We start from the raw sequence: 20,058 nt of genomic DNA on the forward strand, positions 1-20,058 counted from the left end.
CAATTTACTGCCAGATTTGCTTACATCCCTGCGCTCTCTTCGATTTTGTCTGCCAAACCCAGTAATAATGACATGCTGGCTGCTTTAGTAGCTTCGGCTCTGACGTGGCCGTCCATATCATGTTCAAAAACTACATCCTGCCCATTTACTTTCACGAGAAAGCGGGGTGAATGACCGTTCAAAGGTTTCACGTAATACCTGTCTGTGTTGATAACTACTGTAAACGCCTTCATGTTAAAATGCTTTATACAAACTTAAACAAAGAGCACGCCAGAAGGTTGCAGTGTGCTGACGACTGCAGCCTTTTAACAGTAGTAAAACGGTTTACTCAACACAGACTTAATATCTTGATTTAAAGAAGTTTACGGTCTCAGCTACACGTATTTTCAGGTAGTTGTTAACGTTTTGTTAGTTAATGAACCACCAGCGGATACCCAGTCTGAATGTGAAGTTATTGTATGGGTAAGCTGGTGCAGCAAAGTTGTTCCTGGCAAAAAAAGTATTCAGGTTCTCTCCCCTGATAAATGCAGATAATGATTTGATCCTGAAGTGAACAAACGCTGCCAGATCAGGCGCATAATACTTCACGCGCTGTGTAGTCTGATACACAAATTGACCAGTTACAGGAGAGTAATCGTCTGCATAATAGGAGGTATTATATTTTGCTTCAATACCTGTCATCAGGTTCAGGTTATTAAACAACCTGTTTTCATAGGCCAGCCTGTGGCGTGTCCAGATGGTAGGCACATTTATCCTGCCATCTCCATGTACCTGCTGAAATGCGAAATCTATATACCAGTTGTAATGCTTATACCGGAAATGTTTGCTGAATATGACCTGTAACAGGTTGAACAGTGCAGGCGCCTGTGTACTGGTATAGTAATTTTCGAAGTAAGTATAGTTTTCGATCAGGAAATAATTCACTGCCAGGTTATACTTCAACTTCCTGTTATCGGCCGAGAACTGCAATTGTGTAATGTTCTCCTTTCCCAATGTGCTGTTATACCAGCTATCGTAAGTGCTGCTGAAATATTTGTAGACGTACGAGGGCTCGCGGTTGGTATTACTGAAGAAGAGATGCACATTTCCCAGTGTTTCATTGAGATAACGGCTCAGCATACCGGTGACGTTGTAGTCTCCTGAATTTTGTCCTGCCAGATAGAATTCACCTTTGGCAGAGAGATCCCATTTCTGGTTGCGCGTCTTATTCCGGTATTCGCCGTGTATCACAAAGTTGTTGAAGTTCACACCTGCATCCAGCAAGGTGCCCCTGATATTCTCATACCTGGCTCCTGCACTGATAAAATGCGCCTGGTTACCACGCACCGGGAATTGTATGAGGGAGAAATCATTGGAGATGGTACGCCATTCGTGCTGCGCCCGGACGGTATCGCCATTGAATCCCCAATTATAGCGTTTCGTATAGAAAAAAGTATCCGGCTGTCCATCCAGGTAGGATGCAGTGCTGTTGTCTACCTTGAAACTATATTGTACACGGAAGAAAGGGTCGAATTTATAGTAGTCCGTAGTATCGTTCACGTGAATCGTATCTCCTTTCCCCCAGTCGTACTGCTGTACAAACAGAAAACCAGACTGCCTTTGTGATGTTTTCACGGGCAGCGTGGTGCTGAACAGCCCTGTAGTGGTATTTGAATAGTTACCCAGGTTCACGTCAATGGTCTTACGGTTATTGTAACGGGAATTATCCAGTATGGTGTCACCCACCCGAAGCCCGCCATTCTCTCCATTGTTAAACTTGTTATAAAAATAGCTGAGGTATGCATTATACCGTTTATTCCTGCTGCTGTACCGGCCGGTAATTCGATATACGTCGTGGTTAGTGGATTGTGATCTGAAATAACCCGGAGCATAGGTCTTATTGTATTCAAAACCGAAGTTGAAATGGTCTGTACGGTTTTGTGTATGCAATACACCTATCTGCTGTTCCTGCTGACTACCAATCATATACAACAGTTCCGAATAAGGGCGGTTGGTAGTATAAATACGGGCATTCTCGTGGGTAAATGCGTAAGGATCAAAGATGTGGAAGCCTGCATCAAAGCCCGGTTTCATGAATGGTGTAAACATCACGTTACGGGCAGGGGCGCCGTTATTTCCCAGGAACACGTAATTGCCCGGGATTTTTAAAAAGCTGCTGTTAAAATCAGCAATAGAGGAATCCAGCCTGAAGTCGGTAGGTTCTCCCAGTCTGCGGTAAGTGATGGTAAGCGTATCCAGGTCATGCTTGTGGCTACCGGTGTCTTTTTGCATGGAGGAAGAGCCACCGCCGCCCATATTGCCGAAACGCTGGCCTATCTGTGCCTGCAGTTGCTGTACACATACCAGCAAACAACATATTAAAATAAATGACCTCATCCTTTGATATATTTCCTGCTTCGTTCTTCTTTTGACTTAGATTGCCTTGATCAGTTCCCTGAAAATAAGCGTTAATTTCGGTTCAGCCGCATTTGCTGCTTCCAGCACCTCTTCGTGTGTGATCACATTTTCCTCTTCCCGGATGCCGATATCAGTAATAACACTCATCGCGAATACTTTTAATCCGCTGTGAATGCCTACTATTACTTCGGGTACGGTACTCATACCAACGGCATCTCCACCTATGATATGCATGTACATATATTCCGCCCTGGTTTCGAAGGTAGGACCCTGTACACCCACATACACCCCTGTATGTACCGGGATGTTATTGGCCTGCGCAATTTCTTTTGCTTTGGTAATCAGCATTTTTGAATACGGTTCACTCATATCCGGGAAACGGGGGCCCAGGGCATTATTATTAGGACCGCGTAGCGGATGTTCCGGTTGCAGGTTGATATGGTCCCGGATGATCATCAGGTCGCCTACCTTAAATGCCTTATTCATACCACCGGCTGCGTTGGAAATCAACAGCGTATGTACGCCAAGGGCCTTCATCACTCTTACCGGAAAGGTCACCTGCTGCATGGATAGGCCTTCATAATAGTGAAATCTTCCTGCCATAGCTATTACCGGACGACCGTTCATCTTTCCCAGTATCAGACGGCCCTTATGACCTTCTACTGAAGAAGAGGGGAAATGGGGGATATTTTCGTAGGGGATTTCAGTACTGTCGGTAATATCGCTGGCCAGATTACCTAACCCGCTGCCCAATATGATACCCACTTCAGGGGTCCCGGACCATGATTTTGTGATGTAGTCCGCGGCAGCAGCTATTTGTTGCAAGAGATCACTCATTATATAATGTCTTTAAAACAGGTTGCCGCAAAGTTATTTTTAATTCACAAAACACTACGGTTTTATATTTAAATCATAATGACCTATTTTAGCGGCAAATTTTTCTCAGATGAACTTACATGAATACCAGGCTAAAGAACTGTTGAAGAAATATAATGTACCGGTACAGGAAGGGATTCCGGTAGATACCCCTGAAGCGGCGGCAGAAGCTTACAAGCAATTAAAAGTGCAATATGGTAATGAGTTTGCTGTGGTAAAGGCGCAGATCCATGCCGGTGGACGTGGTAAAGGTACCATTCGTGGTAAAGAGCAGAGAGGTGTGGCAGTTGGTAAAAATGCCGAAGATGTAAAAACCATTGCCGGCAATATCCTTGGCGGTGTACTGGTAACCATCCAGACCGGTGAGGCCGGAAAATTAGTGAATAAGGTGCTGGTAGCACAGGACGTGTACTACCCTGGCCCTAACCCCATAAAAGAATTATACCTGTCCATCCTGCTGGACCGTGCAAAAGGTCAGAACGTGATCATGTACTCTACAGAGGGTGGTATGGACATCGAAGAAGTAGCACACAACACTCCTGAGAAGATCTTCAAGGAGCTGGTACAGCCGAACACTACCCTGCAGCCCTTCCAGGCCAGGAAAATAGCGTTCAACTTCGGTCTGAGCGGCGAGGCTTTCAAAAACATGGTAAAATTCGTGACCAATCTGTATAATGCATACGTAGGTCTGGATGCAGCTATGCTGGAAATCAACCCACTGTTCAAAACCAGCGACGACAAGATCATCGCTGTTGACTGTAAACTGAACCTGGATGACAACGCGCTGATGCGTCATCCTGACCTTGAAGCTCTTCGTGACATCTCCGAAGAAGATCCAACTGAAGTAGAAGCAGGTAAATACAACCTGAACTACGTTAAACTGGATGGTAACGTAGGTTGTATGGTGAACGGCGCCGGCCTGGCAATGGCTACCATGGATATGATCAAACTGAGTGGTGGTGAGCCGGCTAACTTCCTGGACGTAGGTGGTACTGCCAACGCACAGACGGTAGAAGCAGGTTTCCGCATCATCCTGAAAGATCCTAAGGTGAAAGCCATCCTGATCAACATCTTCGGTGGTATCGTTCGTTGCGACCGTGTTGCACAGGGTGTAATCGACGCTTACAAATCCATCGGCAATATTACCGTTCCGATCATTGTACGTCTGCAGGGTACCAACGCTGAAGAAGCAAAGAAACTGATCGAAGAAAGCGGCCTGACCGTACAATCAGCTATCCTGCTCAGCGAAGCTGCTGCACTGGTGAACAAAGCGGTTACCGCTTAATAACATGAAGTAGTGATTGACTAAAAAATAGAAAATGAATCCCTGGACTGGTGTCCGGGGATTTATTTTTATGCCGGTACCTGTTTGTTTTCCTCCCCTCCTCTGCTATGTTTCTGTCACATTTTTCCTGTCTTTGATCACTTAATTGATTCACTGCCAGCGAAAAATCGTACCTTCATAATCCATCCTTACTATATGCCTGCGTCCTGCGGGTGTCTTTTTATTATATATACCAAATTGTACAATTATCATGAAGCGCTTCCGCGACTTTTTCCTGTTTTGCTCAGGGGTACATGTACCTATGCTGAAGCGGGCACCATCAGAAACCAATAAATATGGCGGCATTGGTGCTACTATCTTCTTTACCGGATTGCTGGCTGCATTTTCCGGTGGTTATGCCCTATGGACAGTTTTCAGTTCTCCCTGGGGGGCAGTCCTCTTCGGGCTTGTATGGGGATTGATGATCTTTAACCTGGACCGCTATATCGTGTCCGGCATGAAAAAACGTAAGAATTTCTGGAGTGAGTTCGGCATGGCGTTACCGAGACTTGTTTTAGCCATTCTGATTGCCATTGTCATCTCCAAACCACTGGAACTGAAGGTGTTCGAGAAGGAGATCAACCAGGAACTGATCGTCATGGAACAGCAGGTGTTCAAGACACAGGAGGACAGGGTGAAAGACCGCTTCCAGCAAAGGATCAATGTGCTAAACACAGAGATCGCCCAGCTGAATACGGCTGTCCAGCTCCAGGCTACCAAACTTGACACACTGCAGATCATCGCCCAGCAGGAAGCAGATGGAACAGGCGGCTCACGCAGGCAAAACCTGGGTCCCATCTACAAGGCGAAAAAAGCTGATGCTGATACTGCCGCAGCCATGTTAAAGAGGATCACAGACCAGAACGGAGCCCTCATTGCACAAAAGAGACAGGAACTGCAGTCAATTGATTCCACCCAGAAAGCGACCGTGGGTGGACTTAACCGTACCAGTATAGATGGACTGGCATCCCGGCTGGATGCGCTGGGACATCTGACAGACCGTAGTGTACCGGTACGTTGGGCGAACTGGTTCATTATCCTGCTGTTCATCACCATAGAAACAGCACCGGTATTTGTGAAACTCATTTCTCCCCGCGGGCCATATGATGATCTGCTGGAAGCCCACGAACATGCTTATATTATCTTCCGGAAGGAAACGATAGAAAAGAGGGAAAGGGAATATAATAAGCGGATGATGGTTGGGCAACCGGCTGTTAACTCGTAATAAGCTCCCCGGACTTGCAACCCGGGTCTACAAACACAATAGGCCGCCACGGGTGGCCTATTGTGTTTTGTTAAATACATTACTGAATTATACCATCAATCCCCCGGGGTGCATCCAAACTGCAAACATGGACTCCCAACGGAGCCACTGTGTTTTGTTGAATATGAATTGTGCCATAAATCTCCCGATTACTATTAAGGATAGAAGCATGAGAGAACAAGGAGAGAACTAGCAGAGAAGACGCAGAGAAGAAACGCCGGAAAGAAACCAAATGTCATCAACAAAACATAATAGGACTCCGTTAGGAGTCCAAGTGTTTGTAGCGCGGGGTGATAACCCCGGGACGGGTTTGTAACATGGGATAACCCGGGATGATGTTGTTTATAATTTCAGGTACCCCCCAGAGGATTGATGACACATTTCTACAACACGTTCAACCGTAAAAACGGTAGAAGCGTGGACGGCCAAGTGACGAAGAAGCGTCGAAGAAGAGGTGGACTTGATCTTATATTTCGGAAAATGGGTAAGTATTAAGCTGCAACCAGTTCTACCTCGTAAACGGGACTAAACAGGTACATCCGCTTTGTTGCCACTTCCTCACACCTGTAACGCTTACGTATACGTTCTCCCCGGCGGAAAACACGGCCGTCTTTTGTACGGAATAATTGATTAGGAGCCAGTTGTTCCACCAGGAAATGATTGTCCTTTTGCAAGTCATAGCGTTTCAGCACACGCATAAGATCATCATCTGCGCAGGAACTGGCTGCCGGATTCTGAATACTTTGCCGTAAAGCCGTTTCCACATCCGGTGGAAGGTAACCTTTGCCTACGAACTGTTTCAGAATGTTGGAAAAATGCTGTTTCCACTCCTTCCCATGTGAGGCTACCGTATTGGCATACTGCATGTAGGTGGTCAGGTGTGAGATTTCGTGCAGCAACGTAATCAGGAAAGCATACCTGTTAAGATTCCCATTGATACTGATCCGGTGTCCTCCCCTGCGGTCGGGATGCCGGTAGTCGCCCAGGATGCTTTGCCGTTCGCGGGTCACCGTTAGGTGTACCTTATATTCTGTGAGGTAGGCCATTACCTGCTCGAAGGTTCCTTCGGGCAGGTATGCAGCTAATGCATGTAGAGGAGCCTCCTGCTTCACTAATCTTTAATTTTTCTTTCTGGTAATTTTTTGCAGACTTATGTTCTCACATATAGCATATACGACGTAGAAGAACATCAATATAAAAATAGTGATTCTGCTGGTATTTGCCCTGTTTGCTACAGCATATATAGTGATGCCCGCGAGACATAACATCATTCTGCTGATCATGGAGCCATATACCCTTAGCATAAAGATGCTGTTATTTTCGGATTGTACCCCTTTACGGCTCATATTGTAGGTGATGCCGGAGATTGTAGCTAAAGCCAGGTTGCCGAAGAGCAGCACATTATGATGCGCTCCATTGTCCAACAACCAGGCTTTTAATAATAATAAAGCGCCGTTCAAAATAATGAATACGCCAATAACTCTAAAGTAAAACCTGTCACTCATTCCTGCTGGTATCTTTGATAATTTGGCGCAAAATTAAGACTAAAGCTAATAAAGACAAAATGATCAGAAAGAAGGGGAATGACCATCCTGTCCGCTGGTCTATTTTATAACCAGCAAATACCGCTACGCCTAATGTGGCCATCATCTGGAAAGCCAGCCCGGTGTACTTTAAAAGCAGCTTGTTATCAGGCTTCTTCCGTGGTTTCTTCTGTGAGAACGGGTCTTCCATTCTTTTCTTTCAGGTTTGTGTTTGCAGCTGCCACCTCTTCAGGCTCCATGTAGCAACGACCGTTGAATTTTGCGGTTGGCTCCATTTCGAAATGGGCTGTGTACAGATCTCCTTTTACCAGGGCATTGCCTTTCAGGAAAAGCAGATCTTCAACTTTGACAATACCAGTTACTTTACCCAGGATGTCAGCACTCTGACATACCAGGTCACCGATAATCTCCCCTTCAGGACCTACCACAATTTTAGCTTTTGTTGATACCAGGCCATTCACCTGTCCGTCAATGCGAATATCGCCTTCGCACACGATGTCTCCCTGGATGGATGTTCCACTGCCAATAATGTTCACGTTGGAAGTTGGCATTACTGATTTGCTCTCGCTTCTGGCATTACGATTGTTGTTGCTAAACATAGGATTCTAGGTTTTTCAGCTTTTAGTGTGATGTAAGATAGTATTATTTATTAACATATTACTACATATTGACAATCACTTCTTTTAAGAAGTTATCCACATGCTCCCCCTTAACGGTGATTCGGACCTTTTGCGTATCTGCTGACAGTATATTTTTTCAGTCTCAAATAATGTTGAGCCCCCTGATCAACCCTTAATAAGTGCTGTTATCTACTTTAGGAACTTTAATAGTGGTAGTGTCCAGTTTACTGGTAGAAAAATCCCCGTTAATGACCTGTTTAATGTTTTCCAGGTATTTGTCGCGTGCGTTGATGGCAGATTCCAGTGAATCTGTACGCATTTTCAGGCGAATGAACTCCCTCCGCTGTTTCAGGTCACCATAGCCCGGAATATAATACCGCAATGGCGTAAATACCACCGTAGCAACAGTGATCGTTACCAACAGCACAAATAAAGTGCTCAAAGCAATATATACACTCATACGGGATAATTTGAACGAGGTTACCTCTTCATAGGTATTGTCATTCATAATCACCAGGCGGTACCTGTTCCCTATCCGCCCCACATTTCTGCCTTTTCTATCGCGCTTATTAGCCATAGCCGCTATAAAACTTGAATAATTTTTCTGATTATCAACCGGCTAAAGTTAAACATTTATATTATTTCGTATTTAAAAAATTAGGCTGGCTGCATTTTTATTCCAGCCGCCCACTTTATCCCCCTCAAAAAAATTATCCTATCTTTAAAAATAATTTCCTGACATATAAGTTATATAGGTAAGCCTATACACACCCTGGCATCCATGAATTATTACAGATCATTTCGCATATATCTACCATATACCTGTTTAGTAAGTTTGTTTTTGTGCTGTGTGAATGTTAACAGGGTCTACGCCCAGCGAAGGGATACCACGGTTACTAATCAGTCCAAGAGCAGCAATAGCAGGATGCCCCAGCGCACCATGCAAAAACCGCTTGTACCAAGAGTAGCACAACCACGTGTGGAAGACCGGCGCCCGCCCTCAGAATTACTGGCAGAAAAAAAATGGACTATTAAACGGAAGCTAGTGCAGAACATGCTGGCCAGGTATAACTATTTGTACAATGCCCGGAAGAAACTCCATCTTATAACCCATAATGTAAGCCGCCAGGGACAGGACAATTACAACTACCTGCTGCCCTTCTATCCTTACAGTCTCCAGAACCTCGGTCTGAGCACCGGCGACCTGGATACCGTTATCGAAAAGGCTTCTATCAATATACAGATCCGCGATCCGCGCAGCAAATGGATTGATGACAGTTATCTTGTGATCGGTCAGGCCTACTTCTACCAGGGTGAATGGGACAAGGCCAGCCGCACATTCCAGTTCATCAATACCAAATTTGCTCCTAAAAAGAAAGATGAGTATAAGACAGTAATCGGTTCCAGCCAAAAAGACGAGCTCAGTATTGCTTCCCGCGAGAAAAGAAAGCCGCCGTTCGGTTATTTTAAACACACTTTTGCCCGTAACGACGCTTTTGTGTGGCAAGCCAAGACGCTGTTGGAAATGAAGGAGTTCGATCAGGCCCGTTCTCTGATGAACATTGTGGAACATGACCCTTATTTTCCGAAAAGGCTGGCCGGCGACCTGGCTGAGGTAAGGGCTTATGCCCTGTATAAACAGGAGCGCTTTGCCGAAGTCATCGTTCCACTGCAGATAGCCGTCAAAAGTAAGGGCAACCGCGACGAGCGGGCGCGTATGTACTATATTCTGGGACAGTTGTATACCAACTATAGCCACCCGGACTCCGCCGTAATGATGTTCCATAAAGTGATCAAGCAGAAGCCGGACCCGATGATGGACTTCCAGGCCCGTATGCAGATCGCCAAACTGGATGCTACCAGGGAAGGCGGCTCCTTTGACGAAAGCCTGGCGCGTCTGAAAAGAATGGCCCGCAGGGAGAAATACATTGAGTTCCGCGATGCTATCTACTATAATATGGCAAACATCGTTCTGCCCAAAGATCCCGACCTGGCCCTGGAATACCTGCGCCAGTCGCTGAAGGTGGAAAGCTCCAATACCATGCAAAGAGCCTTGTCTTTCAAGGCGATAGCCGACATCTATTACGGACAGCGCCAGTATCGCCTGGCCCGAAACTTCTATGACAGTACGGCTACTGTTATGCCTCCTGAATTTACAGACTCCGCTATTGTCAACAAGCGTAAACGCGTACTTAACGACGTGGTTATCCGTGTGGAAGCCATTCAGAAGGAAGACAGTTTACAGCGGATTGCTGCCATGCCGGAATCTGACAGGAAGATCTTCCTCGAGAAAATGGCCGCTACCATGCGTAAGGAAGCGGAAGAAAGAGCCAAAAAACAGAAAGAAGACGCTGACAACGGGATTGATCCACAGGCTATGGCCAATAACAATCCGCTGATCAACAACAATATGAATAACAGTCCTGCCACTCCTAAAAAGGAGGACCAGGGCGACTGGTATTTCTATAACAACGCCAGCAAATCTGCCGGATTCGCCGAGTTCAAGAAACGCTGGGGAAACAGGCCGCTTGCCGATAACTGGCGCAGAAGCCAGTCAGGTGCTGCCGCAGCCAATCAACCTTTACAAACGGAGGATGAGAATGGTAATACTACTGGTACTGCTGATGCCACCAAGGCGCCATCAGACAGCGCCACAGCCAACGCACTGGCTGCAGGACTGCCGCTTACCCCAGACGATCTCCTGAAATCCAATGTGATCATCGAGGACGCCTATTATGACCTGGGTAAACTCTACAATGATCAGCTGGACAATACCGAACTGGCCATCGAGACTTACGATACCCTGCTGAACAGATACCCACAGCATCCGCATAAAACAGAGGTAATCTACTCCCTGTATATCTGGCATACCAAACTGGGACATACTGCACAGGCAGCGAAGTACAAACAGAACGTAATGACCCAGTTCGGAGACTCTAAATTTGCCAGCATTATCAAATACGGCTCCCTGCAGGATATTAACCAGGAAAAGAAAAAGGAGATCTCCACCGCTTATGATTCTGTTTATGTAAGCTACAGCAGAGGGGACCTTGAGGGAGCGATGGCCTTGAAAAAAGCGGCAGACTCCACCTATGGCCTCAATTTCATGCAGCCTAAATTTGACCTCCTGGAGGCCATGATCATCATGAAAATGGATACCTGTGAGTTTGGACGTCAGGCAGTTTTGAATGTCATCAACAAATATAAACAGGATGATGGAGTTCAGGAAAAGGCGAAATCACTGCTGGAAGCGCTGGACAACCGTGCAGCACTGGTGGTATACCTCTCCAGGCTGGAAATTGAGAAAGACAAGGATAACAAGGTAGTAGATGAAAACATCTCCATCCGCTATCCATGGCAGAACCCGGAACCAAAATTTGAATCAAAACTTGATTCTGTAAAGATCCAAACCGCCATGGCCGACTCTATCAAACTGGCAGCCAATGCTGGCTTGAAAGTAGCGCCCCTGCCCGCACCATTGAAACCTATCACTATTTATAAGCTGAATGCCACAAACCCGCATTTCGTGGTACTCTCCTTCAAACGCGTCTCAAAAGCCATTATGGATGAGGCATTGACCCAATTTACCAAGTACAACGCGGCCAAACATGCCGGCGAGAGTATACAGGTAGCCAATTTTGTGCTGACACCGGAGGAAGTAATGCTCATTTTCAGACTTTTCCCGAACGAGGACAAGGCGCTGGACTATTTTGACGAGATCAGGATCGATGCCGAAAAGATCATTCCACGTATCCGTCCGTCAGACTATTCCATGTTCATTATTTCAAGGGATAACTTTATCCAGATGAACAGTACCAAGGACATAAGCGGGTATAAAAAATTCTTTGACGAGAACTACGTTACTCAGTAACAGACAGTAAGATAGAAAAACATACTAATTCATTGAAGTACATCAATCAGTCTTTTAACAATATTTGAGGGACATCAACCCGTTTTTTTTAATAGTTTTGCCCGCTGTTACACGCACGGCGTAATAAGGCCCGTAAATTGCTATATCTTGAGTATAAGCCAATGAAAGCGATGCTGGCCACGCAAATCAAACATTTAAAGCAAGTATGAAAAAATCGGTTAAAATATTGTGGATCACAGTTTTATCACTGACTGGGGTTTTCCTGTTATTGATCCTGCTGGTGAATTTCCGCATTATTGGCTCTATGCCATCCATGGAGACCCTGGAAAACCCAAGGGCTGCCCTTGCATCTGAAGTAATTGCCGAAGATGGTACCATCCTGGGTAAATATTATCAGGTGGACAGGTCAAGCTCTGACTACAACGAAATTTCCAAAAATGTGATCAATGCCCTGATTGCCACAGAGGACGTCAGGTTCTATGAGCACTCAGGTATAGATCCTTATGCAACGATCGCCATCCCTTTCTACCTGGCTGTCGGCAAGAAAAGAGGCTCCAGTACCATCACGCAGCAGCTGGCATTGAACCTGCAGGCCGATAATACAGGTGCGCAGCGTGCCTCCAACATTGTAAAGAGGAGCTTCCAGAAAATGCAGGAATGGCTGATAGCCGTAAGACTGGAGCGCAACTTCACCAAACAGGAGATCATTACCCTTTATCTCAATACAGTGCCTTTCGGCGATAACGTATACGGCATTGAAAATGGTGCCCGTACCTTCTTCAGTAAAGATGCAGGTCACCTGTCCATTGAAGAAGCAGCTACCCTGGTAGCCATGCTGAAGGGTACCAATCTGTATAATCCCCGCCGTAATCCAAAGGCCGCACTGGACCGCCGTAATACGGTGATAGAGCTGATGGAGAAAAACGACTTTATTACAGAACCAGAGGCAAATGCTGCTAAAAGCAAGCCTATCGTACTGCGTTACAATAAGATAGACCATAACAAAGGACTGGCGCCTTACTTCAGGGAAGTATTGCGGGACGAGCTGAAAGACTGGTGTAAAAACCATAAAAAAGCCGATGGCTCTGAATATAACCTGTACCGCGACGGTCTGAAGATCTATACTACCATCAACCCACGCATGCAATTGTATGCTGAAGAAGCGGTAGCTCATCACCTGAAAGATCTGCAGAAGGTATTCGCAGCACAGTCCAATATCAAATCCGGCAGCGTGTGGAAGAACTGGCAGTCATATATTGACCGCTATATGAAGGAATCTGACCGTTACAAGGCAATGAAAGACGATGAGGCCAGTGATGAACAGATCAAACAAGCCTTCAATACGCCGGTAAAAATGAAGGTGTTTGCCTGGAAAAGCTTTACAGAACCTGAGCTGAATGAACTGGATACCATCATGACCCCGATAGACTCTATCAAGTATATGAGAGCTATCCTACAGGCGGGCTTTATGGCACTGGACCCTGAAAGCGGTGAAGTGAAAGCATGGGTAGGTGGCCCTGATTTCCGTTATTTTAAGAACGACCACGTAGCCAAGACCCGCAGACAGGTAGGTTCTACATTTAAACCATTCCTGTATTGCTTTGCCATTATGAATGGTATGTCTCCCAGCACGATGCTGCCTAACGAGCCGGTATCATTCCCTAAATATAACTGGACACTGAGCCGCAACTCAGAAGGTAGTGTGGGCGGTAGCATCAGCATGGCAGGGGCACTGGCAAAATCATTGAACCTCGTATCTGCCTACCTGATCAAGCAGTTAGGCCCACAGGCTGTTGCCGATTTTGCGAAAAACAAAATTGGCTTCAACGCTGATATCCCGCCTTATCCATCTATTTCACTGGGTACGCCGGAAATCTCGCTGTATGAAATGCTGCAGGCCTATACCATGTTCCCGGCCCGTGGTATTATTACCAAACCGATCTACATCACCCGTATAGAAGACAGAAATGGCAACATCCTGCAGACCACCGCTCCTGAAAAACGTGAAGTGATCAGCGAGAATGAGTCTTATACCATGGTGAAAATGATGCAGGGTGTAACCGGTCCTGGTGGTACTTCTGCACGTCTGCGTTTCCGTTATGGTATCCAGAGTGAGGTGGCAGGTAAGACTGGTACTACCAACGATAATACCGATGGCTGGTTCCTGGGCTTTACCCCTCAGCTGCTGGCGGGTGCCTGGGTAGGTTGTGAAAACAACTTCCTCCATTTCAGCACTACCACCAATGGTCAGGGTGCCAATACCGGTCTCCCGATCTGGGCTTATTTCTTCCAGAAATTATATGCAGATAAAACACTGAAAATAGACGACAAGGCCACCTTCGCCATTCCTCAGTCTATCAACAGTGAATTCTACCAGAATTTTGAAGAAAACTACAAGCCACCGGCAGAAGCTGATGACCAGGGTAATGGAGATGCCAATGATTATATAATGGATGTAAATGAAGCAGAGGCAGAAGCAGATAAGGCAGCAAGAGAAAGAGAAAAGGAAAAGCAGAAGGAAAATAAGGATAAACCAGCTCCTTCTACCGCACCTAAAGCAGCTTATCCGGCACAACCCACTAAACCACAGTAAGTAAGTACAAACACAATAGTAAAAGGCGTCCGGTTTAAAACCGGACGCCTTTTCATTTTATATCAGGCTTCAAGCGATCTATTTCTTTTCTTCCTCCTTCTTCTCCTCTCCTACATAATGCAGTTCCGGATACTTCATTGCATTAGTGATCAGCTGAATGCCCAGTTTCAGAATCAACGCCTCCTCTTTGGCTTTCAGTTTCTCAACATCATCTGTGGGCTTGTGATAATCATCATGCGGACCGGTATGCAGGAAGATCACGGGTACCTGGTGCATAAAGAAGTTGTGGTGATCTGAAGCTCCCTTGCCGGATCCGTCGGTAAAATAGTGGATACCGGGCTCCTGTGCGTCTTTAAATACCACAGGCCATTCCTGTGCAGTAGCATAACCACCTATGCCAATACCCCGTTCTTCATTGTACCTACCTATCATATCCATATTGAGCATGAAATGTACGTTGGTCAGCGGGATAGTAGGATTAGCTGTAAAATACTTTGAGCCCTGCAAACCCATTTCTTCTCCTCCAAAGGAAATGAACAGGAAATTAAAAGGTTCTTTCTGTCCATTCTCTGTAAAGTACCGCACCAGTTCCAGCAGCCCTGCCACACCGGATGCATTATCGTCAGCGCCATTATGGATCTGCCCTACAGGATATTTCCCATCATACAGTGCAGCTGTGCCCAGGTGATCATAATGGGCGCCGATAATAATAGTTTTAGCAGCGCCATTGTCCAGGAAGCCGATCACGTTCCTGCTGCTGAGGTTTTTGTGTTCTTTTCTGTCGAAAGTGAAATCCTGGAAGTAGCTGTCCCCATTGCCCGGAGTCAGTCCGGCTTGCTTAAATTGTTTGGCTACGTAGTTACTGGCTTTAATGCCTCCCTTTTCATTAGTCCCCCGGCCTTTTAATTTGTTGGAGGCCAGATAGCCCACCGTTTTCTGTATACGGCTGGCAGATGGTTGGTAATCCTGTGCATAAGAAGTAGAATAAACAGTTGCGGCTGCAGCCAGAAACAATAGATATTTCATAAGGTCAGATTAAATGCATGAATCCTGAAAATACAGAAGGCTTCCATTGAGGGAAGCCTTCTGCTAATATAATATGTTAAAAAGATTGGATACTATTGTTTTTTGCGCGGAGTATCTTGCTGACGCTTCTGCATGTCTGCCTGGCGTTTCTGCATTTCTTCCAGCTTTTCCTGCCATTTTGATTTGCTTGCCGGTTTCTTTTTATTCTCCTGGATCTGTGCATGGATCTTGTCATGATTCACGAAGAACTTCTGGATCACCCACTGCAGACCAATACTGATCACGTTAGACAGGAAGTAATAGAAGGTCAGCGCTGATGCCAGGCGGTTGAAGATACCCAACAGCATGACCGGGAATACATACGGCATATATTTCATTACCGGATTGCTCTGATCGGCCATACCACGGTTATTGAACGCCAGCATTAAGCTGGTAGCGGTCATCAGCAATGTGAACAAGCTCACATGGTTACCGTAGAACGGAATAGTGAAAGGCAGATCAAGGATAGAATCGTAGGCAGAAAGGTCTTTCGCCCACAGGAAGCTTTCCTGTCTCAGCTCGATAGAAGAAGGGAAGAAGCTATACATCGCTACCAGGATAGGCAGCTGCATCAGGGCTGGCAAACATCCACCCAGTGGGTTTACACCTGCGCTCTTGAATAACTTCATCTGCTCCATACCAAATGTCTGCTGGTCGTCAGCATATTTTGCCTTCAGTGCATCGATCTCTGGCTTCAGTACTTTCATTTTAGCCTGAGATACATAGCTCTGGTAAGTGAAAGGCGCTATCAGCAAGCGGATGAACAGGGTGAGCAGAATGATGATGATACCGTAGTTACCAATAAATCCGCTCAGGAAGTTAAACACAGGGATGATCACCCATTTGTTCACATATTTTACGAAAGCGAAGATACCGGAGCCCAGTGGAATGATACTTTCCAGACCGATGTCGAAAGATTTCAGTGTCTTATAGTGGTTAGGACCATAATAGATCTCTATCGGGAAGGTAAAATCATGCGCACGGTTGTAAGGGAGCTCGATTGATGCAAATGTTTGTCCTACGATATTACCACTTTCAGGCACTTTAGTGCTCACTTCAGCACCGGCAAAACGGGCATCTTTTCTGGCGATAAAGGTGGTGTTAAAGAACTGCTGTTTTACACTCAGCCATTCCAGTTTAGTATCCCATTTCTGGTGGCTGGTACGCTCGAGGGTAAAATAGTCATGTTTTCCGTCTGTATCCCGGTAGTGTACCTGGTTGTTCAGACGTTCGTTCTGCATATCTTTTTCCTGCTTGTCGTTCTGGGAATCCCACTGCAGTGTCAGGGTTTTCTGACCGGCAGGCAGTACATTTTCCAGACCGATGGCACGGATATCGAAATCCATGGCATAACCATCCTGTTTTAAAGTATATACATACTCCAGGTACTGGCCGGGATTAGAGGTAGACAGGCGGTAGGTGATTGCCTGGCTGCCATCTGCCAGTTGCTGTACATTACCACCGGTAAAGTACAGGTCTGCCGTATTTAATAAAGTATTGTTATTGGCAGGAACCTGCAGGGAAATACGATTGAAAGAGCTGTTAGCCAACAACAAAGGTTTACCCTGGAAATCCTTGAATTGTTTCAGCTGTACCTGTGAAGGTTGTCCACCGTGGTTAGAGAAGGTGATTTTCAGCACTTTATTCTCCAGTACGGCAGTCTGCTGAGTTCCATTGGCTGCACCTGCGAAGGTACCGTATGTGCCGGCAAGTTTGCTGGAATCGGGTACGCCTGCAGTGGTGTACGTGGCGGTATCAACAGGTTTGGGCTTGTTAAGATTAGCTATGGAATCCTGGCGGTCCTTCTCTCTTTTTGCGGCAACCTGTTGTTTCTGGTTAAAGAAAATGTAACCTACAAACAACACTCCCAGTAGTACAAAGCCAATGACTGAGTTTCTGTCCATGAAATTCAATTAAAATTTAGGCAGCAAAGGTAAGTAAAAGCAACAAGCTTTCAGTTGCAATCAACAAAGTTAATACCCCGTTGTTACCACTGAAAGCCTGTTACTTATAAATATTCATTATTGGTGGGCAATCTTTTCTTCAGCAACTTTTGCCTTATTGGTCTTGTCTTCTGCATACTGTTTGGCGGCAGCAATGAAGTGCACGAACAGCGGCGCAGGAGCTTCCACAGTGCTTTTCAGCTCAGGATGGAACTGACAGCCTACGAAGAATGGATGGTCAGGTAATTCTACCATTTCTACCAGTCCGCTTTCCGGATTACGGCCGGAAGGGATCATACCCGCCTTTTCAAAATCGGCCAGGTACTGTCCATTAAATTCGTAACGGTGACGGTGGCGCTCGCTGATGGTAGTGCTACCATAAATACCGGCGGCTCTTGAACCTGGCGTCAATTCGCAGGTATAAGCGCCCAAACGCATGGTACCACCTTTTACAGTGATCTTTTTCTGCTCTTCCATAAGACCGATCACAGGATGAGACGTGTCCGGATTCATTTCGGTAGAGTGGGCATCTTTCCAGCCTATCACGTTACGGGCAAATTCCACAACGCTCATCTGCATACCCAGACAGATACCGAAGAATGGCAGGTTATTCTCGCGGGCATATTGTATAGCCACGATCTTTCCTTCAATACCACGATGACCAAAACCAGGAGCTACCAGCAGACCATCCAGGTTACGCAGCTTTTCTGCTACATTTTCCTGTGTAAGGAATTCAGAATGAATATTTTGTACTACTACTTTACATTCATTCATAGCGCCTGCGTGAATAAATGACTCCAGGATGGATTTATAAGCATCCTGCAGTTCCACATATTTCCCGATCAGACCGATGGTTACCTTGGATTTCGGATATTTCAGCTTGTCCAGGAAGGCGCGCCATTTGGTCATATCTGGCTCTTTTTCAATAGGGATGTGCAGTTTCTTCATACAAATCACATCCAGTTTCTCACGCAGCATTTCCAGGGGCACTTCATAGATGGTGCTCATGTCTGTAGCCTCGATCACAGCATCTACTGTTACATTACAGAACAGCGCTATTTTCTTTTTCAGGTCATTATACATTGGCTCTTCCGTACGGCATACGATCACGTCAGGATGTACTCCGTTCTCACTCATCATTTTCACAGAGTGTTGCGTAGGCTTGGTTTTCAATTCCTTAGCCGCACGCAGGTAAGGTATCAGGGTCAGGTGTACCACCAGGCAATCCTGCTCATCCAGTTCCCATTGTAACTGACGAACAGCCTCAATATAAGGCAGGGACTCGATGTCACCCACAGTACCACCCAGCTCGGTAATAACGATATCATATTTACCGTCTTTACCCAGCAGCAGAATCCTGCGCTTGATCTCGTCGGTGATGTGCGGTACTACCTGTACGGTTTTACCCAGGTAGGCGCCCTCACGCTCCTTATTGATAACAGTCTGGTAAATACGGCCGGTGGTCACGTTGTTCGCCTGGGAGGTAGGCGTGTTCAGAAAACGCTCATAGTGGCCAAGGTCCAGGTCAGTTTCAGCGCCATCTTCGGTTACATAGCACTCACCGTGTTCGTAAGGGTTTAATGTTCCCGGATCCACATTGATATACGGATCAAATTTCTGAATAGTCACTCTAAAGCCACGAGCCTGCAATAATTTCGCCAGCGAAGCAGCTATAATTCCTTTACCCAACGAGGAAGTCACACCTCCCGTAACGAAGATATATTTTGCCATAAAATCTAAAAATTCTGTAGAATATACTTGACCTAAAGAGAAGCGCCGGACGACTTTTGGTGTAACCAGTCAAGTAAAAATAACTTCCGAAGGTCATGCAAAGTTAAGACAAATTTAAAGTGCTCCAAAAGGGATTTTTATATTTCGTTATACTTGCACGTATAACAAATTCATAATAAGTTATTTCCATGCAAAATTGAGGCTAATAATTTAATATCTCATGAAATCGCACGATGGCATTGCATTTCTTGCGCCTGTCAGGAAACTTCTTGCTAATTTTGCGCCGTAACAAATCAGCATATGACATTAACGCCCAAGCGTGCGCAGGACTCCATGATCCAGATGACGGAACTGGTTTTGCCTAACGACACCAACACTTTCGGCAATCTTATGGGGGGCCGCCTTATGTACTGGATGGACATAGCAGCGGCTTTAGCTACTATGAAACATTGCAGTGCACCGGTGGTGACTGCTTCTGTAGACAACATTTCTTTTGAAACACCCATTAAACTGGGTAATGTAGTACATATTGAGGCAAAGGTGAGCAGAGCATTTTCCACCTCTATGGAAGTGCACCTGCGTGTATGGGGAGAAGACCCGGTGCAACAGTACCGTTATAAATCCAACGAGGCCTTTATGACTTTCGTAGCACTGGACCCCAATGGGAAGTCCAGGCTGGTTCCCCAGATCATTCCGGATACTGAAGAAGAAAAACAATTATATGAGGGCGCTATGCGCAGACGCCAGTTACGCCTGATCCTGAGCGGTAAAATGAAACCCCAGGATGCAGAGGAACTGAGAGCCTTGTTCATTTAAACATATCAGCTTCT

Annotated in this window: 16 protein-coding genes; 5 read left to right on the forward strand and 11 right to left on the reverse strand. The window is 45.9% G+C overall.

What is annotated here, in order from left to right:
- Positions 1-20: 20 nt before the first annotated feature.
- The 3 genes from F3I09_RS01015 to F3I09_RS01025 all read right to left on the reverse strand — a co-directional run bounded on the left by F3I09_RS01015 (position 21) and on the right by F3I09_RS01025 (position 3,234).
- The gene (locus F3I09_RS01015) at positions 21-233 is read right to left on the reverse strand and encodes a hypothetical protein (protein WP_149693179.1); all 213 of its coding nucleotides are present in this window, start codon (positions 231-233) and stop codon (positions 21-23) included.
- A 175-nt stretch (positions 234-408) separates the two neighbouring features.
- Positions 409-2,376 (reverse strand): putative porin, encoded by a 1,968-nt coding sequence (locus F3I09_RS01020; RefSeq protein WP_149693180.1) that lies wholly within the window; start codon positions 2,374-2,376, stop codon positions 409-411.
- 36 nt (positions 2,377-2,412) lie between these two features.
- A complete protein-coding gene (locus F3I09_RS01025; RefSeq protein ID WP_149693181.1) occupies positions 2,413-3,234 on the reverse strand; it encodes a purine-nucleoside phosphorylase in 822 nt (273 codons plus the stop codon).
- A gap of 109 nt (positions 3,235-3,343) precedes the next feature.
- Here F3I09_RS01025 and sucC point away from each other — a divergent pair, with 109 nt between their 5' ends.
- Positions 3,344-4,558: an ADP-forming succinate--CoA ligase subunit beta gene (gene sucC, locus F3I09_RS01030; protein WP_106601993.1), complete on the forward strand. Its 1,215-nt coding sequence runs from the start codon at positions 3,344-3,346 to the stop codon at positions 4,556-4,558.
- 250 nt (positions 4,559-4,808) lie between these two features.
- Positions 4,809-5,822, forward strand: coding sequence for a DUF4407 domain-containing protein (locus tag F3I09_RS01035; protein WP_149693182.1), 1,014 nt, complete (start codon positions 4,809-4,811; stop codon positions 5,820-5,822).
- Positions 5,823-6,352: 530 nt separating this feature from the next.
- Here the strand turns inward: F3I09_RS01035 and F3I09_RS01040 are convergent.
- The 5 genes from F3I09_RS01040 to F3I09_RS01060 form a co-directional block, all read right to left on the reverse strand.
- Positions 6,353-6,973 carry a SprT-like domain-containing protein gene (locus F3I09_RS01040; RefSeq protein ID WP_149693183.1) on the reverse strand — a complete coding sequence of 207 codons (621 nt, stop codon included), beginning with the start codon at positions 6,971-6,973 and terminating at the stop codon, positions 6,353-6,355.
- Positions 6,974-6,979: 6 nt separating this feature from the next.
- The gene (locus F3I09_RS01045) at positions 6,980-7,366 is read right to left on the reverse strand and encodes a hypothetical protein (protein ID WP_149693184.1); all 387 of its coding nucleotides are present in this window, start codon (positions 7,364-7,366) and stop codon (positions 6,980-6,982) included.
- Positions 7,359-7,595 carry an AtpZ/AtpI family protein gene (locus F3I09_RS34705; RefSeq protein ID WP_149693185.1) on the reverse strand — a complete coding sequence of 79 codons (237 nt, stop codon included), beginning with the start codon at positions 7,593-7,595 and terminating at the stop codon, positions 7,359-7,361. The genes F3I09_RS01045 and F3I09_RS34705 overlap by 8 nt, the downstream gene beginning before the upstream one ends.
- On the reverse strand, positions 7,552-8,004 hold the full coding sequence (locus tag F3I09_RS01055; protein ID WP_149693186.1) for a polymer-forming cytoskeletal protein: 453 nt from the start codon (positions 8,002-8,004) through the stop codon (positions 7,552-7,554). The genes F3I09_RS34705 and F3I09_RS01055 overlap by 44 nt, the downstream gene beginning before the upstream one ends.
- Positions 8,005-8,197: 193 nt before the next feature.
- Positions 8,198-8,602, reverse strand: coding sequence for a hypothetical protein (locus tag F3I09_RS01060; RefSeq protein WP_149693187.1), 405 nt, complete (start codon positions 8,600-8,602; stop codon positions 8,198-8,200).
- Between the two features lie 363 nt (positions 8,603-8,965).
- Here F3I09_RS01060 and F3I09_RS01065 point away from each other — a divergent pair, with 363 nt between their 5' ends.
- Both F3I09_RS01065 and F3I09_RS01070 read left to right on the forward strand, forming a co-directional pair.
- Entirely contained in the window at positions 8,966-11,896 is a 2,931-nt protein-coding gene (locus F3I09_RS01065; protein WP_188133634.1) for a tetratricopeptide repeat protein, read from the forward strand.
- A 205-nt stretch (positions 11,897-12,101) separates the two neighbouring features.
- Positions 12,102-14,489 carry a penicillin-binding protein 1A gene (locus F3I09_RS01070; protein ID WP_149693189.1) on the forward strand — a complete coding sequence of 796 codons (2,388 nt, stop codon included), beginning with the start codon at positions 12,102-12,104 and terminating at the stop codon, positions 14,487-14,489.
- A 78-nt stretch (positions 14,490-14,567) separates the two neighbouring features.
- Here the strand turns inward: F3I09_RS01070 and F3I09_RS01075 are convergent, their stop codons facing one another.
- The 3 genes from F3I09_RS01075 to F3I09_RS01085 form a co-directional block, all read right to left on the reverse strand.
- Positions 14,568-15,515, reverse strand: coding sequence for a M20/M25/M40 family metallo-hydrolase (locus tag F3I09_RS01075; RefSeq protein ID WP_149693190.1), 948 nt, complete (start codon positions 15,513-15,515; stop codon positions 14,568-14,570).
- Positions 15,516-15,607: 92 nt separating this feature from the next.
- Positions 15,608-17,458 (reverse strand): membrane protein insertase YidC, encoded by a 1,851-nt coding sequence (yidC, locus tag F3I09_RS01080; protein WP_149693191.1) that lies wholly within the window; start codon positions 17,456-17,458, stop codon positions 15,608-15,610.
- 117 nt (positions 17,459-17,575) lie between these two features.
- Positions 17,576-19,228, reverse strand: coding sequence for a CTP synthase (locus tag F3I09_RS01085; RefSeq protein WP_149693192.1), 1,653 nt, complete (start codon positions 19,226-19,228; stop codon positions 17,576-17,578).
- A 300-nt stretch (positions 19,229-19,528) separates the two neighbouring features.
- Between F3I09_RS01085 and F3I09_RS01090 the strand changes: the two genes are divergently transcribed.
- Positions 19,529-20,044 carry an acyl-CoA thioesterase gene (locus F3I09_RS01090; protein ID WP_149693193.1) on the forward strand — a complete coding sequence of 172 codons (516 nt, stop codon included), beginning with the start codon at positions 19,529-19,531 and terminating at the stop codon, positions 20,042-20,044.
- Positions 20,045-20,058: the final 14 nt, after the last annotated feature.

Origin of the sequence: Chitinophaga sp. CF418, assembly GCF_900142925.1 — a bacterium.
Taxonomy (GTDB): Bacteria; Bacteroidota; Bacteroidia; order Chitinophagales; family Chitinophagaceae; genus Chitinophaga.

Excerpts from the sequence above, each read along its gene's own strand:
- F3I09_RS01090 (WP_149693193.1), top strand. The coding sequence starts at position 19,529 with ATGACATTAACGCCCAAGCGTGCGCAGGACTCCATGATCCAGATGACG.
- F3I09_RS01025 (WP_149693181.1), bottom strand. The coding sequence starts at position 3,234 with ATGAGTGATCTCTTGCAACAAATAGCTGCTGCCGCGGACTACATCACA.
- F3I09_RS01055 (WP_149693186.1), bottom strand. The coding sequence starts at position 8,004 with ATGTTTAGCAACAACAATCGTAATGCCAGAAGCGAGAGCAAATCAGTA.
- F3I09_RS01020 (WP_149693180.1), bottom strand. The coding sequence starts at position 2,376 with ATGAGGTCATTTATTTTAATATGTTGTTTGCTGGTATGTGTACAGCAA.
- F3I09_RS01085 (WP_149693192.1), bottom strand. The coding sequence starts at position 19,228 with ATGGCAAAATATATCTTCGTTACGGGAGGTGTGACTTCCTCGTTGGGT.
- F3I09_RS01060 (WP_149693187.1), bottom strand. The coding sequence starts at position 8,602 with ATGGCTAATAAGCGCGATAGAAAAGGCAGAAATGTGGGGCGGATAGGG.
- sucC (WP_106601993.1), top strand. The coding sequence starts at position 3,344 with ATGAACTTACATGAATACCAGGCTAAAGAACTGTTGAAGAAATATAAT.
- yidC (WP_149693191.1), bottom strand. The coding sequence starts at position 17,458 with ATGGACAGAAACTCAGTCATTGGCTTTGTACTACTGGGAGTGTTGTTT.
- F3I09_RS01065 (WP_188133634.1), top strand. The coding sequence starts at position 8,966 with ATGCAAAAACCGCTTGTACCAAGAGTAGCACAACCACGTGTGGAAGAC.
- F3I09_RS01035 (WP_149693182.1), top strand. The coding sequence starts at position 4,809 with ATGAAGCGCTTCCGCGACTTTTTCCTGTTTTGCTCAGGGGTACATGTA.
- F3I09_RS34705 (WP_149693185.1), bottom strand. The coding sequence starts at position 7,595 with ATGGAAGACCCGTTCTCACAGAAGAAACCACGGAAGAAGCCTGATAAC.
- F3I09_RS01070 (WP_149693189.1), top strand. The coding sequence starts at position 12,102 with ATGAAAAAATCGGTTAAAATATTGTGGATCACAGTTTTATCACTGACT.
- F3I09_RS01015 (WP_149693179.1), bottom strand. The coding sequence starts at position 233 with ATGAAGGCGTTTACAGTAGTTATCAACACAGACAGGTATTACGTGAAA.
- F3I09_RS01075 (WP_149693190.1), bottom strand. The coding sequence starts at position 15,515 with ATGAAATATCTATTGTTTCTGGCTGCAGCCGCAACTGTTTATTCTACT.
- F3I09_RS01045 (WP_149693184.1), bottom strand. The coding sequence starts at position 7,366 with ATGAGTGACAGGTTTTACTTTAGAGTTATTGGCGTATTCATTATTTTG.